19 protein-coding genes and 1 pseudogene are annotated in these 14,553 nt (G+C 63.2%); 12 read left to right on the plus strand and 8 right to left on the minus strand.

The window, feature by feature from the left end; genetic code table 11:
* Together BMI01S_RS41435 and BMI01S_RS33840 are read left to right on the plus strand one after the other, a co-directional pair.
* Nucleotides 1-157: 3'-5' exonuclease (locus BMI01S_RS41435; RefSeq protein WP_156123887.1), on the plus strand; the 157-nt coding region annotated here is incomplete at its 5' end.
* A gap of 654 nt (nt 158-811) precedes the next feature.
* On the plus strand, nt 812-1,192 hold the full coding sequence (locus BMI01S_RS33840; protein WP_028232699.1) for a response regulator: 381 nt from the start codon (nt 812-814) through the stop codon (nt 1,190-1,192).
* A 167-nt stretch (nt 1,193-1,359) separates the two neighbouring features.
* On the opposite strand, the gene BMI01S_RS33845 is transcribed toward BMI01S_RS33840, so the two are convergent.
* From BMI01S_RS33845 to BMI01S_RS42185, 8 genes and pseudogenes are all read right to left on the minus strand, one after another.
* The gene (locus BMI01S_RS33845) at nt 1,360-1,674 is read right to left on the minus strand and encodes a sensor histidine kinase (protein ID WP_081723594.1); all 315 of its coding nucleotides are present in this window, start codon (nt 1,672-1,674) and stop codon (nt 1,360-1,362) included.
* A gap of 463 nt (nt 1,675-2,137) precedes the next feature.
* A pseudogene (locus tag BMI01S_RS33855) lies at nt 2,138-2,472 on the minus strand (integrase core domain-containing protein); the annotation flags it as partial.
* Nucleotides 2,473-2,845: 373 nt separating this feature from the next.
* Entirely contained in the window at nt 2,846-3,124 is a 279-nt protein-coding gene (locus BMI01S_RS33860) for a hypothetical protein (protein WP_154671453.1), read from the minus strand.
* Between the two features lie 109 nt (nt 3,125-3,233).
* Nucleotides 3,234-3,740 carry a hypothetical protein gene (locus tag BMI01S_RS33865; RefSeq protein WP_028232694.1) on the minus strand — a complete coding sequence of 169 codons (507 nt, stop codon included), beginning with the start codon at nt 3,738-3,740 and terminating at the stop codon, nt 3,234-3,236.
* Nucleotides 3,741-3,766: 26 nt separating this feature from the next.
* On the minus strand, nt 3,767-4,186 hold the full coding sequence (locus BMI01S_RS33870) for a bactofilin family protein (RefSeq protein ID WP_028232693.1): 420 nt from the start codon (nt 4,184-4,186) through the stop codon (nt 3,767-3,769).
* A gap of 14 nt (nt 4,187-4,200) precedes the next feature.
* Nucleotides 4,201-5,016, minus strand: coding sequence for a hypothetical protein (locus tag BMI01S_RS33875; RefSeq protein WP_028232692.1), 816 nt, complete (start codon nt 5,014-5,016; stop codon nt 4,201-4,203).
* A gap of 82 nt (nt 5,017-5,098) precedes the next feature.
* Nucleotides 5,099-5,713, minus strand: a complete 615-nt coding sequence (locus BMI01S_RS33880) for an AcaB family transcriptional regulator (RefSeq protein WP_028232691.1) — start codon at nt 5,711-5,713, stop codon at nt 5,099-5,101.
* Between the two features lie 579 nt (nt 5,714-6,292).
* The gene (locus tag BMI01S_RS42185; protein ID WP_154671452.1) at nt 6,293-6,529 is read right to left on the minus strand and encodes a hypothetical protein; all 237 of its coding nucleotides are present in this window, start codon (nt 6,527-6,529) and stop codon (nt 6,293-6,295) included.
* Between BMI01S_RS42185 and BMI01S_RS44480 the strand changes: the two genes are divergently transcribed.
* From BMI01S_RS44480 to BMI01S_RS39860, 10 genes are all read left to right on the plus strand, one after another.
* Entirely contained in the window at nt 6,491-6,631 is a 141-nt protein-coding gene (locus BMI01S_RS44480) for a hypothetical protein (protein ID WP_425195054.1), read from the plus strand. The genes BMI01S_RS42185 and BMI01S_RS44480 overlap by 39 nt on opposite strands.
* Nucleotides 6,628-7,905, plus strand: coding sequence for a recombination directionality factor (locus tag BMI01S_RS33890; protein WP_028232689.1), 1,278 nt, complete (start codon nt 6,628-6,630; stop codon nt 7,903-7,905). The genes BMI01S_RS44480 and BMI01S_RS33890 overlap by 4 nt, the downstream gene beginning before the upstream one ends.
* Before the next feature lie 161 nt (nt 7,906-8,066).
* Nucleotides 8,067-8,561 (plus strand): NADAR family protein, encoded by a 495-nt coding sequence (locus tag BMI01S_RS33895; RefSeq protein WP_028232688.1) that lies wholly within the window; start codon nt 8,067-8,069, stop codon nt 8,559-8,561.
* Nucleotides 8,562-8,631: 70 nt separating this feature from the next.
* Nucleotides 8,632-9,996 carry a metallophosphoesterase family protein gene (locus tag BMI01S_RS33900; RefSeq protein ID WP_028232687.1) on the plus strand — a complete coding sequence of 455 codons (1,365 nt, stop codon included), beginning with the start codon at nt 8,632-8,634 and terminating at the stop codon, nt 9,994-9,996.
* Nucleotides 9,997-10,232: 236 nt separating this feature from the next.
* Nucleotides 10,233-10,781 (plus strand): hypothetical protein, encoded by a 549-nt coding sequence (locus BMI01S_RS33905; protein WP_028215111.1) that lies wholly within the window; start codon nt 10,233-10,235, stop codon nt 10,779-10,781.
* Nucleotides 10,769-13,090 carry an SMC family protein gene (locus tag BMI01S_RS33910; RefSeq protein ID WP_028232686.1) on the plus strand — a complete coding sequence of 774 codons (2,322 nt, stop codon included), beginning with the start codon at nt 10,769-10,771 and terminating at the stop codon, nt 13,088-13,090. Before BMI01S_RS33905 ends, BMI01S_RS33910 begins: the two co-directional genes overlap by 13 nt.
* A gap of 67 nt (nt 13,091-13,157) precedes the next feature.
* Nucleotides 13,158-13,355: a hypothetical protein gene (locus BMI01S_RS33915; RefSeq protein ID WP_028232685.1), complete on the plus strand. Its 198-nt coding sequence runs from the start codon at nt 13,158-13,160 to the stop codon at nt 13,353-13,355.
* Between the two features lie 244 nt (nt 13,356-13,599).
* The gene (locus tag BMI01S_RS43450; RefSeq protein ID WP_255217844.1) at nt 13,600-13,815 is read left to right on the plus strand and encodes a phospholipase D-like domain-containing protein; all 216 of its coding nucleotides are present in this window, start codon (nt 13,600-13,602) and stop codon (nt 13,813-13,815) included.
* Nucleotides 13,763-13,978, plus strand: a complete 216-nt coding sequence (locus BMI01S_RS43455) for a phospholipase D-like domain-containing protein (RefSeq protein WP_255217843.1) — start codon at nt 13,763-13,765, stop codon at nt 13,976-13,978. The genes BMI01S_RS43450 and BMI01S_RS43455 overlap by 53 nt, the downstream gene beginning before the upstream one ends.
* Nucleotides 13,979-14,075: 97 nt before the next feature.
* Nucleotides 14,076-14,390 carry a GntR family transcriptional regulator gene (locus tag BMI01S_RS39860; protein WP_081723592.1) on the plus strand — a complete coding sequence of 105 codons (315 nt, stop codon included), beginning with the start codon at nt 14,076-14,078 and terminating at the stop codon, nt 14,388-14,390.
* Nucleotides 14,391-14,553 lie beyond the last annotated feature (163 nt).

Raw genomic sequence — 14,553 nt, forward strand, 5'->3', positions numbered from 1 at the left:
GAACAGTTACGTGCCGGACCAGAAAAGCCCCGAATCCGAAGAGCGGCGCCTCTTTTACGTGGCCATGACGCGCGCCCGTGAGACGCTGACCATCTCGTCGGTGCGGAAGAATCCGCCGACGCGGTTCATCCATGAGTCACAGGTGCCGGAAGCCTGACGGCTTCGTCCACTGCATGCCCCGAGTCACCATGATGGCCGCAAAAAAATCCCCGCTGGGGAGCGGGGGAGGCGGGGAGAGAGACGCAGCCGTTCGTTGCGAACGGCACAAGACGAAGTTTACGCACGTGCTCGCATCGCGTGAACCGGGCCGCAGGAAACTCACTGTTTCCGTGCGGGCAATTGCGAGCCATCTTCAGCGCCGGAGGTCCGCAATCATTTCTTCCCGCGCCGTCGTCGATGTGCCTTAAACAACGCGGCCCAATCTGGTCGACAGAACCCGAGCCGTTCCCACCGGTCACCATCTCCCGGACTGTTCGGCGCGTGTCGACCCACAGCCGCCTTTCGAGCCAATACGAGGGCTATGGCCGGTTGCAAGCTGGAACGGTCGTTCGCGCGGTCTCTCCGCTGGCAGGTCAGCCGATTCCGAAGCCTCTCGCTCTACTCGGCACGGTTGGCCGACCGTCTGGACTGCGCGAATTAAACGAGCACTGGCGACGCGCTGACGCATACAATTTGCTTTCAACGTCCTATATAGTCGCCTTTGAACATTGCAAGATGTTAATCACTTGGCAACGCCACCATCACTTAATAACGGATTACATAAGAAAGATTCTTTGGCAGCGCCGCGAACTTCTCGTAATAGGAAACATGTATGAACGTTCTCGTCGTTGACGACAATGAGTCTGTCGCGGATAGTCTCGCTTTCCTGCTGGATTGCTATGGCCACCATGCTGCTGTGGCCTACGATGGCGAAACTGCGCTCAGGCTCCTTCATGCCGGCGCTTTTGAAATCACTTTCCTTGACGAGAACCTGCCCGACATACAAGGCAGTGCTGTGGCACGGTCACTGAGGGAAACGCCGATTCGCTCAGCGGCTTTCCTCGTTTCAATGACTGGAGACGCTGTCAGCCAGGCAGACATTGCCCGGCTCTTCGATGTCTATCTGCAGAAGCCGTTCTCCTGCGAGGCACTCATGCAGGTCATCGAAGACGCGCGCTGCAGCAGCGATGCGGCTACTCGCCAAGCCGCCTAGGTGTTAGCGGCGGCGTCAAATTCGTCCGTAACGGCCGGCTGTGCGCGACGTCACAGGATAGCGGTGGCCATCCCCGTCGAATCCGTCGCTTGAGTGCCGTCGCGTCCAAGTCGACCCTGTCATGCGAGGCTAGTGTCCGTGGCCCTCAGCCAGGCTCCGAAGGCGAATTACGGAATACGCACCGTGAAGCGGGTGCCGTGCTCGTTCGACTCCACACTGATGCTGCCCTGGTGTGCAATGGCGATGCATCTGCAGATGTACAGGCCGAGACCCATGCTAGCTGCAAGTCCGCTGCGGTTTGGCAAGCTCGCCCGGCTCAGCGGGTCGAACAGCGTCGGCAATGCATTCTCCGGAATGGGATTTCCTTCGTTGGATACCGCAATCGGTATGAACTCACCGTGACCGGCCGCCGCTTCAACGACAATGCGCCCCGAGCCGTAACGCACCGCGTTCGCCAGCAGATTAGTCAGCAACTGGGCGATTCGGGTGCCGTCCCATCGCCCCCGAAGCTCTGATTGATGGTCGGGAGCACGAGCACAAACCTCGTGCTCCCGCGTTTCCGCCGCGACTCATAGTTTCGAATCATGACTGAAAAGGCGCGAGAGCTTTACAGGAGCGTGAACGGAGACCGTTGGTCGCTCGTCCACGAATGCGACTCTGGCCGGTTTTTCGTCCGGCACGAGCCCAATCTCCCGTCAGGTGGCCAGCCATCCGACATCCCAATTGGCGACTTCCTTGTTGGAGATGGCACGGGGCCGGAGCACACCGAACTTCTGCGCTTGATTGGGACGTTGGTGGAGATGCCAGACTAATCGCGACGCTTTACTGGCTGATTGTGGGGCTCCGTTGACTCCATCCCCACGGACGAATTGACGGGGCTCCCCGATGTTTGTCAACGTAGTTTGCGCGTCGCTTCACGCGCACCGCCTTAAAGGCTCGCGGTGCGCGCTCGGGATTGAGCCAGACTTCATCCTTCAATTCCCAATTGCGGGTCGAGCAGGGCAAGCGGCGCAGGTTGCTCGCCGTGGCATGCGCATAGACGATATCAAATTGTGCCAGCAATGCATTGGCGACGCCGTTATGATGTTGCGCCGGCGTGACGAATTTCAAGCCGCTGTGCTTGTGCTCGTGGTTGTACCAACGCAGGAACTGCTGCGTCCAGGCGCGCGCCTCGTCAAGGCTCGCAAACGCTTTGCGCGGATAGTCGGGCCTGTCTCGCACGTGCGGAACAGTGCCTCGGCGTATGGGTTGTCGTTGCTCACAAGCGGCCGGCTTCCTGAGATTCGTGACCGACGACCTTGCGGCTGAACACATCGAGTACCAACGGTACCGCCACGACTCTGCGCCCTTTCGAGGGCAACGTACGTACGAATCGCAATCGGCGCCGAACGCGGTCTTACTGCCGGCGTGTACGCGTGTGCGTATCAATGACCGCTCTCGCGTGCGATCCTGCCGTCGGAGTGTCCGTCCAAGCGCGCGGACGAACGGCGGGTGATGGCCGGTCCCGGCCTTTCGAGGCCATAGACCATCCCGGCCCGGTTGCCTCGCGCTGCACACGTTTGGTCTGGCCAAAAAAAATCCGCCCGAAGGCGGAGACAGATGGGACGCGTGAAGGAAAGAGACGCTGGATCGTCCCCTGGCCGTATTACGACTTCATGAAAGAGGATTCCCATAAAGGCGCTCCGATGCTTCGCGAAGCTCGTCGGTGATCGGCCAACCCATAGCCTCCGCAACCGACAGCGGATCGTGAAAGTGGGCCTCGCCTCTCGCAACGTCGTCGCGAATCGATTGCAGATATGCCGCGTCTTCCTCTTGCAGCGATGGCAAGCCTTTGGCGCGTCGGATCGCGTTGAACGACTCGATCGCAGCGCCCAGCTCGGCGCCTTTGAGCGCCACCTCGAGCGCGGCCTCGTGCCCGATCAGGGCGGCCATCTTGGGATCATAGAATTTGTTCATAGTCCATTTAACGGTTACGTTTCATGCCACCAGGGCGGCTCCGACGACCTGAGCGAACGGCCGCTGATTCCCAGCCACCGGGTCTTCACCCCGCAACCAGTTTGAGCACCAGCTTGTAGTGCGGATCGCCCAGCGGCACTTCTGCCGTGCTGCCAGCGCGCATGTGCACCGGGACATCGTGGACCTCCAGACCGGTCGTGTTGATCTGCTCGCTTACGCAGTCCGCCGGTCCGTCGGTTTTTGTCTTCCCGGTCGCGGCGGTGTCGATCGCTGTCACGGCCAGATCGAAGGTTTCCCCATCGACCTTCTTCGTGTCGACCTGAACCAGCCGGCCAACCCACTTTTGGCGCGACACGAGTTTCACGCCGTCAGGCAGCTTGCTGCACTCGCCGTAGCCGAGGCTGTCGCCGCTTGAGATACGGAACGGCTGGGTCTGGCCGAAAGGATCGCGGATGATCGATGTCGCGCTCGCGACCGGCGCGCCGTCGTGGGTCCACGTCACATCGAGCGTGTAGCTGGGTGCGGTCGGCCCGGCATGCGCAGCCGTGCTGAGTGCGACGGTAATAGCGAGGGCGGTGAGGCACTTCTTCATGATGACTCCGTTGGTTGGTGAATCCGTTATGCGACCGCGGTCACGGGTCGCTGCAATGACTGGACGTTCGGCGTCTCGGCGATCGTCGCCGGTTCGCTCTCGATCGTGAGTTCGCGCGCAACGCGCTTGAGCTGGCCGTCGATCGACGCGCGCTCGCCCAGCCGGATCGTGCCGCAATAAAAGATGTTGCCCCTGACGCGTCCGTTGATTTCCAGTGAGCCGCGTGCATGGACATCGCCTTCGACTGTGCCGTCGACGCGCACGTGCTCCCCTTCGATCTGGCCTTTCACCAGGCCGCCGGCGCCGATATGCAGCAACCCGTCGTTGGTTATCACGTTGCCGTCCACGATGCCGAACAGGCTCAGGCCATGATCGAGAATGAGGTTGCCCTCGATGGCGGAGCCGGCGGCGAGCAGCGTGACGTTAAGGGTGGCTTGTGGCTTCATGGTGGTCGCCTGCTTCAGAAGAGTTGAACGTCGCCGTTGCGCGGCGCGGGCGCGGCGGCGGACTTTTGCGCATCGGCTACGGGCGGCACGTCCCTGGGTGTCACCGGATGGAGGTGCACCAGATGACGGACGGGCCTGTGCGCCTCGGGCTGGGACGCCGGCGCTTGCGACGTGGCACTCGCGTGCGCTGTCGGCTCGACCGAAGCCGCCTGGGGCGTGCTGGCTGCGACGGCGGCAACGGGGGCGACGGGTGCCACGCTCGCGACGGCCGCCGCGGACGCGCCCGTAATTGCGCGTTGCGGGATCGGCGACACGATCGCCTTCTGCTCGTCGGTCGTCGCAGCGGGCTGGGGAGCCGCGGTGCCGGGTGCGCGCGGGCTACCGTGGTCCTGGATCAGCGCTGACGGATCGACGGCGGCAAGGCCGGGTGTGCCCCGCGGACTGGTTTCGAGCGCCTGAGAGTTCAGGGGCTGCGCCGTAGCGGACGGCGTGGACGCGGAAAGGGAAGCGTCGGACTGTGGGGAGGCGGGCGTTGCTGCGGGAACCGGCGGCGTGTTGATCGCGCGGCTGTGGGGCGTCGGCCACAGCCGGGCAGCGCCCATACCGAGTGCCGCGCAGACGACAGTGCCGCCGATGACCGTGAGCGAGACACGTCCGATCTGCCAGCGCGCATTCCACGCACGGCGCAGCCCGGTAGGTCGGCTCGTGGGCGCGTGCGACAACAGCAGCGGCGCGGGCATGGCGCGTATCTGGTTCTCAAGGTCGATCACGACGGGCTCGCGGGCATAGCGCGCATGCAGCGCCTGAATCTCGCGAAGATCGATTTCCATGGGCTTTCTCCTTCAGGATGTACGGTCGAGCGTAGCCGTCCGGCGACAAAGTCAAGCCGGGCAGATTCAACGAGGGGGACGCTCAGTGTTCGCGGCGCGAGCCGTCAGGCTCGTACTCTTCGTTATCGGGGATGCAAAGCTGGACGATACGGTTCAGCTTCTTTTCGGCATTCGCGAGCATGGCAGTGCATCGTTCGTCGCTCAGCACCTGGCCCGCGCGCGCGGAGAACGCGCGCTCAAAGAGGCGCTCGTACTGCGTGAGGCATCGCACAAGCTGCCCGGCGAGCGGGCGCTTGACCTCCAGTTCGATCGTCTCGAAGGGGCGCGGCAGGGTGCGTGCGCCCAGCTGCTCGATCCAGTCGTTGGCCTTCCTGAACCATTCGCCCGTCTCGCGCATGGCCTGGTCGAGCGCGCGCAGCTTGCCATCGCGCGCGACCGAAATCTTCGTGGCGCAGAAGTTGTAGTCCGAGCGGATGAACGTGCGCACGAACAGCGAGCTGTAGCGCAGAAGCGTTGTCTGCGCCGCGTCGGGAATGATCTTCGCGTAGCGTGTGTCGCTCGTCAGCCGCTCGATGGGCTTGAGGCCCGTGGCTGACGCAACGAGTGTGAGCGCGGCGGGTGCGTCGGGCACCCCGCCTTGCGCCACGTTGCCGGATCGTGCATCCGGCTGCGGCGCGGTTTCTGGAACGGCGGCCATAGAGGTTTTTCGGGTTTGGTCTCTCTCGCCTGACATTCTCTTACCGTTTCCTCAGACGTTTGCGGGCAAAAGCTACCCCAAATCGGCCACCATTTCGCCGCAACATACGCGGAATTTTGGCGATACTGACTCTACTTCCTGCGTCTTCTGACGCATCGACCTCGACTCCGTAGCCCGGAGTCCGTCCTCTGCCTCAAGTCGTGCCCCTGGGCATGCTCCGACCGGTTGGCTACCGGTGTGGAATCTTCTTGTGCTGGGCAGCTCGCCACCTGCTCCCCCTTCCGTCAGTCGTAATACTCGTCGCCGGCCGCATGTGTTTGCGCCGCGGCATCGTTCGAACCCGGAGATTTCGGGTGTCTCTCTCAAGACCCTTCCGGGTAGAGCGATCGAAGTGGACTGACCCGTGATCCTGCGGCGAAAACACGGTTTTCGGAAATGGGCTGTCTGCGCGACGTGATCATGTCGCGCCGGGAACGACCTGACGTTCCCCGCTGAGAGCCTCACGGCTCCCTGTGCGCCACGTCCCCGAAAGGGACGTGGCGCGCAGGTCATCTTCACCAGAATCCACCAACGCGTTCCTCATGACCGGGGAGCGCGTTTTTTTTCGTCCTGCGTTTTTTCACATTCCCTGTCCCGGAGGCGCTTCCAATGCTTCTTCCCAACGCTATTGACCAGCGCATCGCCGAAACGATCAGCAGCACGATCGAGGGCGAGCGCAAACATGCCGACACCGCATCGCCCGCCTGGCGCGAGCGCTGTGAGGTCGCAAAGATCGCGATGCTCGCCGACAGCGAGCGCCGCGTTGTCCTTTTCCATATCGCCAGCCGTCGCGGAGAGACGGCAGCATCGAACCTGGCGCTGTCAGCCGGCGAGATGCGCACTTCGGCGATCTTCTTTCTTGCGAGGAAACCGTCATGAACGCTGTCGTTGCGCTCGGCGCTGCGCCTGTTCGCAGCATCGTCGAGGAGCGTCTACCGCGCGCTCCTGTCATCGGCCGGATCCGTCCCGGCATCAAGGTCCTGACGTCTGCCGCGAGGCAAAACGAGCAGGCCGTCAAGTTGTACGAGCAACTGGTTGCCGCCGGTGAATCGTTCGAGAAGGTGGGCGAGGAGATCGAGCGACGCTGCCGGTTGAAAAATGCGCTTGCACCACGCAACGTCCCTTACTTCACGTGCCGCCGTTCGGACTTCACCAATCCGGACGTTGCCGACGAGATCCTGCGTCTCTATGGCGACGATCGGGGCGATGGCGTGAAGCTGTATCGCTTCCCCGTCACGTTCGCCTTCAACGACTGGATGGCGAACATCCCGAACGAGATGGCCACCTGGGGCACCAACGGGCGCAAGTTCTTCTCCGAGTACGGGGCAGACGGCACGCGTTTTTGCAAGCTGTACGCCAAGCCCGAGCGTGACCCACGTGCGCAGCGCTCGCCGCGTAACTTCGGGCCCCGCACTGCGGTGCTCCGGCAGGACGATGCGATTCCCGATGGCGTGTGCAACCCCCAGCAGTGTCCGCAGTATCAGGCACGGCAATGTAACCTCTCGGCGCGTTTCATCTTCGCGGTGCCAGAGATCAAGGGACTCGGACTCATCGAGCTTCCGACCAACTCGATCTATGTGCTGCAGAAGGCGTACTCGGCGATGCAGACCGTCGCGCTCGCGCGCGGGCGGCTCACCGGCACGCGGTTCTGGATCTCGAAACGCGAGTTCGAGATCACGCGCATCAACGAGCAGGGCGAGGCAGTTCGCCAGGCGCAGATGCTCACGGTGCTCGATGCCGATATCGACATCAGTGCTTTGCTCGACGGCGCCGAAGATCATGCCCCGGCGCTTGCCGCCGCAACGCAGGCCGCTCAGCTGCTCGAAGGAGCGGGCGAGACCTCCACAGCGACGGTGTATCCCCTCCGGGCGACCGGGGCGGAGCAAGCCACTGACGTAACGGGCGGCGAGACCGAGCCGGAAACGCTTGCGGACAAGCGCGATCGCATGGCCGATCTGCTGGCGCGCCTCGGGCTGAACGCGGAGAACCGGCAAACCGATTTCCGCATCTTCGCGCAGACCAGGTTCGGTCGGGGGTGGTCGCAACGGTTAGACGACGTTGACAGCATGAACGTCCGTCTGGCTGCTGCGCTCGATGATCCTGACGCACTGCACCGGGAAATCGAAGCTGTTGTGGAGTGTGCTTTCGATTGATTCTCGCCGGCCCCTTACGGGGTCGGCGTCCCTTCTTTTCCAGACCGCGACGCGAGAGTGTTTCAGCAAGCAGGCTTGCTCAAACGCTTTCGACCGCGCAATAGCGCATCGAAAAACGCCCCCTCGTGCGGGCATCCATTCCTCGCTATAGGAGTCGTCCGGTGCAAAGGATCGGCAACTACACCATGTTTTTTGGCGCGGACGACGCGCTCAGCAACTGGCATCGCTGCCGGTTTGTCTATCGCGGCCATGCGTTCTCGTCAGTCGAGCAGTTCATGATGTTCTCGAAGGCAAAGCTTTTCGGCGACGAGCAGTCGGCCGCCGCGATCCTCGCAACGCACGACCCTCGCAAGCAGAAGGCGATTGGCCGTAAGGTCGCCGGCTTTGAATCCGCGATTTGGGAATCGAAGCGCGAGTCGATCGTCTTCGTCGGCTGCCGCGAGAAGTTCTCGCAGAACGCTCGCCTGAAGGCCGTGCTGCTCTCAACAGACCCGACTGAACTCGTGGAGGCAAGTCCCTGGGACTGCATCTGGGGCGTCGGACTGAAAGCGGACGACCCTGAAATAGGCAATCCGCTGAAGTGGCGCGGACTGAACCTGCTCGGCAAGACGCTCACGCACGTTCGCGGCGTCCTCGATCCTCGCTCCCATTTCTAGCGCCGCTTCACGCGGCATCGTTCATTGAGGCTGCCCGCGGGTGGCCATTTTTCGTTTACGGAGGTGCATCTTGAAGATCGCACAGTTTTCTGACCTGCATTACTCGCCCGAACGCTTGGACGAGGCCGACCGCTGTTTCGGCTTCGCCGTGCACGACGCGATCACGCGCGGCGCACGCGTCGCCGTGGTTTCAGGTGACTCGACCGATCACCGGCTCGATGCCCACTCGCCTGCGCTTTCGGCGCTCGCGCGGCAGATCCATCGTCTGGCGGCCGCCATGCCGGTGATCATGCTGCAGGGCACGTTCTCGCATGAGCCGCCCGGCACGCTCGATATCTTCGGGCTCATGGGATCGACGCATGAGGTTTTCGTCGCCAGTCGCATCCAGCAGGTCGCACTGGTCGGTGGACGCTTTCATGGGTCGACCGGGCCGCTCTTCAACGAGGACGAACTGGCCGCGCTGATCGCGATGCAACCTGAAGCCGTGTTTACCTGTCTGCCGACCGTCAACAAGGGGCAGTTCGCAGCGAGTGTTGGCGCACTCGCCGCGGCGACGGACCTGGGCGATGTACTCGCGACGTATCTGGCAGCGTCGGGGCGCATCAACGCGCGATTGCGCGAGGCAGGCATTGCGACGGTGGGCATTTCACACGGCACCGTCGTCGGCTGCGAAACGGAGCATGGCGTCACGATGGCGGGATTCGATCATGAGTTCTCGCTCTCGGCGCTGTTCGATGCGCAGTGCTCGGCCTTCATGCTCGGGCATATCCATAAATCGCAGTCGTGGGAGCAGGGTGGCCGCCGCATCGCCTATCCGGGTTCCATCGGCCGCTTTCACTACGGCGAGCAGGGCGAGAAGGGTTACCTGCTATGGGAAGTGGATACCGTTGCGGCCTCGGCTGATCTGGTGCCCACGCCATCGCGTCGCATGGTCTGCATCGACTTCGACGGTCCGCCCGACATGGAGAAGCTCGCGCAGCTGGCCGCCGGGACGTCCGATGCGTTCGTGCGCGTTCGCTGGCAGATCGATGAGGAGCACCGGCAGTCGGTCGACCGTGCCGCCATCGAGGCGATGTTCGCAAACTCGCCGGGACTGAAGGTCGAGCCACGGATTCTCCCGGTCGTGCGCAGTCGCGCACAGGGCGTCAGCCTGGAGACGTCCGTCGACGCGAAGCTCGATCGCTGGTGCGAGCTGGCGAACGTGAATCAGTCACCTGTGCTCGAGCGCCTGCAGTTGCTCGACACGGGCGACGCCGGTGCGATCGCCGAAGCGGTACTCGCTCGCCTCGATCAGACGCCGTCCGTTGCGCCGCTCTCGCTTGTCGTGAATCAGGCGCAGGCTGTCGAGGCGGCCGACGCCACACCCGTTGTGCAGGCAACTCATGCGCACGGGGACGGCTCGGCCTGGCTTGACGGCGATCTCTTTGCTGCGTGATTTTCGCGGCTTGATTGATGCCGCCACAAACGCGGGCGGGGCCAGTACGGCTCGCCCGCGCGTGGACACTGCCGTGTCCCGGGAGCGCGTTCGCAAGGAGCGCACTCCCGGAACAAGGTTCACCCGCGCCCATGGCGCATCGAGCGCAGCACCCGCTGCATCCATTTTCTTGTTGACCCTGACGGGGAGCGATCCCCAGCAGGGGCGCGCTCCGTCCATTACCCTGGAGTGTGCCCATGTTTGGTCTTTATCCCGCCGGTCCCGAATGGGTCCGTCATTTCACTACCACGACGCCCGCGCGCGAGATCCAGCAGCTTCTCGTGAAGCATGCTGGATTCACGGCCGGTCTGTTCCATCAACCCTACGGTCCCGCACGCGGCGCGGTCATTGCAGTCCGCCACGGCTTCGTCGTGATGGTTCAGGACGTCGACGCTACGGAGATTGAGTTCGTCGTGGCGCCTGACGTCGAAATGACGAACCTGCTCTGGTCGCACAGTAATGGCTATGCGAGCCAGTGGTCACCCCGTGAACTGAAAGCGCTCACGGCGTGTGAAAACTGGGAGCAGTTGCTGACGATGGCAGGCACGCGGTTTCGTGCCGCGTGCACGGCACTCGAACGCGCCATCGACGGCACGATTGAGCCTCCGGCCCCTGTCCCGGTGAAGGCAGCGGTCCCTGATCCGGTGATCGCCGCCTCGCTGCCGGATGACGATGACGTGCCCTGGCTGCCGTCCGACTATCTGCACGAGGTACCGCTGATGGAGGGACTGCCATGCGACCGCTAATTCTCACCCTTGAGGGCTTCATGGGCGTTCGCGACGGGATGAAACGCGAAAGCGTCACGCTCGATCTCGAATCGCTGCCCAGTGGGCTCATCGCGCTCACCGGGCCGAACGGCGCAGGCAAGTCCACGCTGATGGACAACCTGCATCCGTACCGCATCATGCCCTCGCGCGCCGCGAAGCTCTCCGTTGATGCCTTCTCGTACTGGGACCACCTGTGTGGCGCCCAGGCGCAGAAGGTCCTGGAGTGGGAGCACGCCAACGTGCGTTACCGCTCAACCTTCGCGTTTCGCAAGCCGGGTAAGACAGGCAAGGCGGAATACTTCCTTGCATGGCGCGACAGGGCAGGCCTCTGGCAGCCGTTTTCTGCGCCTGACGGCACGAAATCGGACGGCAAGGCGGAGACGTATGACCGCTGTGTCGAGTCGGTATGCGGCTCGCTCGAATCGTTCTTTACGAGCGTTTTCTCGGCGCAGAACCGGCGGCCGCTTGCCTCATACAACACGGGCGAGATCAAGTCGTTGCTGGCCGAACTGCTGCATATCGACCATCTGCGTGCGCTGTCGGCGAAGGCTGGGGAAGTCGCGAAGGTGTTGTCCGGGAAACTGGACGGCATCCAGCGAGAGCTCGCCGCGCTTGCCCAGAAACGCGATGTCCTTGCGATGACTGAGCAGGCCATCGTGTCCGACGCGGAGGCGATCGCTGCAGCACGACGCAAGCGCGAGGGCCTTCTGGCCACCGCGCAGACGCTTGGGCAGCAGCGCGCGACGCTCGCAGCGAAGCAGGCCGAGTCCGCAACGGCGGAGGCCCGCCTGCGTGAACTGGCGAAAAGGCGCGCTGAGGTGCAGGCGTCACTCGATGCTGTAGTTGGCGATGCGGGAGAGCTGACCCGTCGTCTTAACGAGCGGAAGTCGGCTCTGTTGAGAACCTGCGTTTCGCACGAGGCAACGCTCGCCCAGCGTGCGCAGATCGAAGGCGCGCAGGCGCAGTGTGATCAGGCGAGGCTCGCGATCGGCAGGGAAGAGGCGCGCATTCAGGCGCTTCAGACCGAAGTCGCGGCGCTTGAGCCGAAGCACATGGCCCTGACCGAAGCAAACGCGGCCCTGACCAGCCTCCAGTCGCGAGGCCGGACCAAGGCCGAGTTGCTTCAGACGCTTGAGCAGCAGGCCGCGGTTGTGGGCCAGGTGCCATGCGCGGGTCACGCCATGCATTCGACCTGCCCCCTGCTTGCCCAGGCCCGCTCTGCGTCGCAGCAGGCTGGCGAGCAGCGTATCGCCGTGAACGATCTTCGCGAGCAGTACCGTGCGAAGAAGGCGTTTGCCGAGGGGCTTGCCCCCGTCGTTGCGCAACTCACGCACAAACGTGACGAGCTTCGTTCGGCAACCGATGCGCTGGCTGCCGCTCGCCGGACGTTGCAGGCAGCCGCCGAGCTTGGGGCCCGCAAGCCGCTTCTCGATGCCGCGGCAACGGCGCTGGCACAGGTGAAGGCGGAGCTTGCCGAAATCGGTGCGCAGTCGGCACAGGTCGCTCAACGCCGGGAGGCGGAGACGACGCGCCTGCAGGGTCAGCTCCGCGACATCGAGAGCGAAGTCGCGCGTCTCGCCGCGCAGGATGTCACGGCGGCGATCGCGGATCTCGACAGGCAACTGCTCGCGAACCGGGAGGCCACCGCCGCGCTCGATGCACGCGTTGAAGCCCTGATCCGTCAGCACGCGACGCGCGAAACACAGCGCGACGCGATGAGGACGGAACTGGCGACCTTCGATGCGACACGGGCCCAGGCCGAACGTCTCTCGGACGAGATCGCGCAGTGGAAGCTGGTCACGCGGGGGCTTGGCAACGATGGGCTCATCGCGCTGACGATCGACGATGCGGGCCCCGCACTCACGCAGACGGTCAATGACCTGCTGCTGGCTTGCTACGGACCGCGCTTCACGGTGGAAATCCGGACGCAGCGCGAGCTTGCGAACGGTGACATGCGTGAAGGCTTCGAGATCCTTGTCCATGACGCCGACAACGACAGCACCAAGGCAGTGTCGGTGATGTCGGGCGGGCAGAAGGTCTGGATCAATGAATGCCTGACACGCGGCATCGCGCTGTATCTCGCACGCAATGCAGGTGAGCCCTACGAGACGTTGTTCAGCGACGAATCGGACGGCCCGCTCGATCCTGAGCGGAAAGTGCAGTTCATGAAGATGAAGCGCGAGGTTCTCCGTCAGGGAGGCTATGCGCGCGAATTCTTTATCTCGCAGACCCCGGACCTCGTTCTCGAGGCCGATGCCGTTATCGACGTCGAAGCACTGGCGGCGTGACTTTCTTTTAACCCTTGCGGGGAGCTTCCCCGCAGGGGGCTCCTCATTTTTCTCTCTCGAACCTTCCATGATGAACTTTTTAATGCTGCTCATCGCGGCAGCGGGCACCTCGTCCCTCGGCGCATGCACACCGGCAACGGTACGGCCGCAGGCTACCCGTCCAACGATCGTCGTGCACGCCCCCCGGGGCGAACAGGGCGACTTCCGCATCTGTGAGGACGGGCGCGTGCTGGTGTTTCCGGCGAAGCATCCCAAGTCCTGCTGAACGCACTTTTTATCTCTTCGCCAACGGCCCCGCTCCGACAGGAGAGGGGCTTTGGCCGTATAGGAACCCCGTTATGAACAAACAAATTGTCATCGCAGCCGCGGCAGCAGCACTCGTTTCGGCCGCCGTTCTCATGGTCGTACCGGCGCATGCTGCGACCGTCGAATCCGCGTTTTCTCCCGATGGCGGTGCGGAGCAGCTGCCGCTGCATACGATCGGTGAGGCGCGAAAGAGCATTCGCGTGATGGCGTACTTGTTTACGTCGCGCACCGTTGTGGCCTCGCTCATCGCCGCGCATCGGCGCGGGGTCGATGTCGCCGTAACGGTCGATTACCGGAACAACATCGAGGAGGACCGGAGCGGCCGCGCGCGCGGCGCTTGGCGCACTTGTGTACGCCGGAATTCCGGTGCGCACGATCAGCGTGTTCGATTTTCAGCACAGCAAGTACGTGCTCGTTGATGATGCAATGATCGAGACCGGTTCCTTTAATTACAGCCAGCAGGCGGCGCGTTTCAATTCGGAGAACGTCGTGGTCATTCACGACGCACCGGCAGTCGTCGCCGCGTTCGGCGCTAACTGGCGCGACGTGACGGCGAAGGGCGTGCCGTACAACGCGCCCTGAGTCCGGCGTTCTTCTCTTTCTTTTATCTCCTGGCGGGGCAGTGCTCTCCCGACCGGGGATCACCTGCATCGCCGCTCTTGCAGTAGGATGCTGCGCCATGCGTACGACACAATCGACCTCCAGCGTTTCTCCACCGACCCCGCGTGCTACACCCACTACGACGTGGTTGCCTGACTTCGCGCGCATCCGCGGAAAAGTCCCTCTCGCGATTGCCGACCAGATCGAGCAGGCCATTCAGGCGGGTCTACTACGGCCCGGCGACACACTGCCTGCGCAGCGAACCGTCGCCGATGTGCTTGGGTTCCATCTGAATACAATTAACGCCGGATTTCGCGAGGCTGCGCGTCGGGGGCTCATCCTGAGCCGCACACGACGCGGTTCCGTGGTCTCGGCTCTTGCCCGGTCTGTCTGAGCTGTCTGTGCTGACTGGCCCGCTATCCCTGGGCCAAGCAGCGAGCCGGTTGCTACCTGCAGTGTTTGACCATGCCGAAGAAAAGCCCGCAACGTCCCTCCGGGGAGTTGCGGGCTTTCTATTTTTCCAGTCGGAAGGTTGCGCTTTATTGGTCAGGCTAGCA

The sequence above is a fragment of the Paraburkholderia mimosarum LMG 23256 = NBRC 106338 genome (assembly GCF_000739815.1).
In the GTDB taxonomy this organism is placed as follows: Bacteria; Pseudomonadota; Gammaproteobacteria; order Burkholderiales; family Burkholderiaceae; genus Paraburkholderia; species Paraburkholderia mimosarum.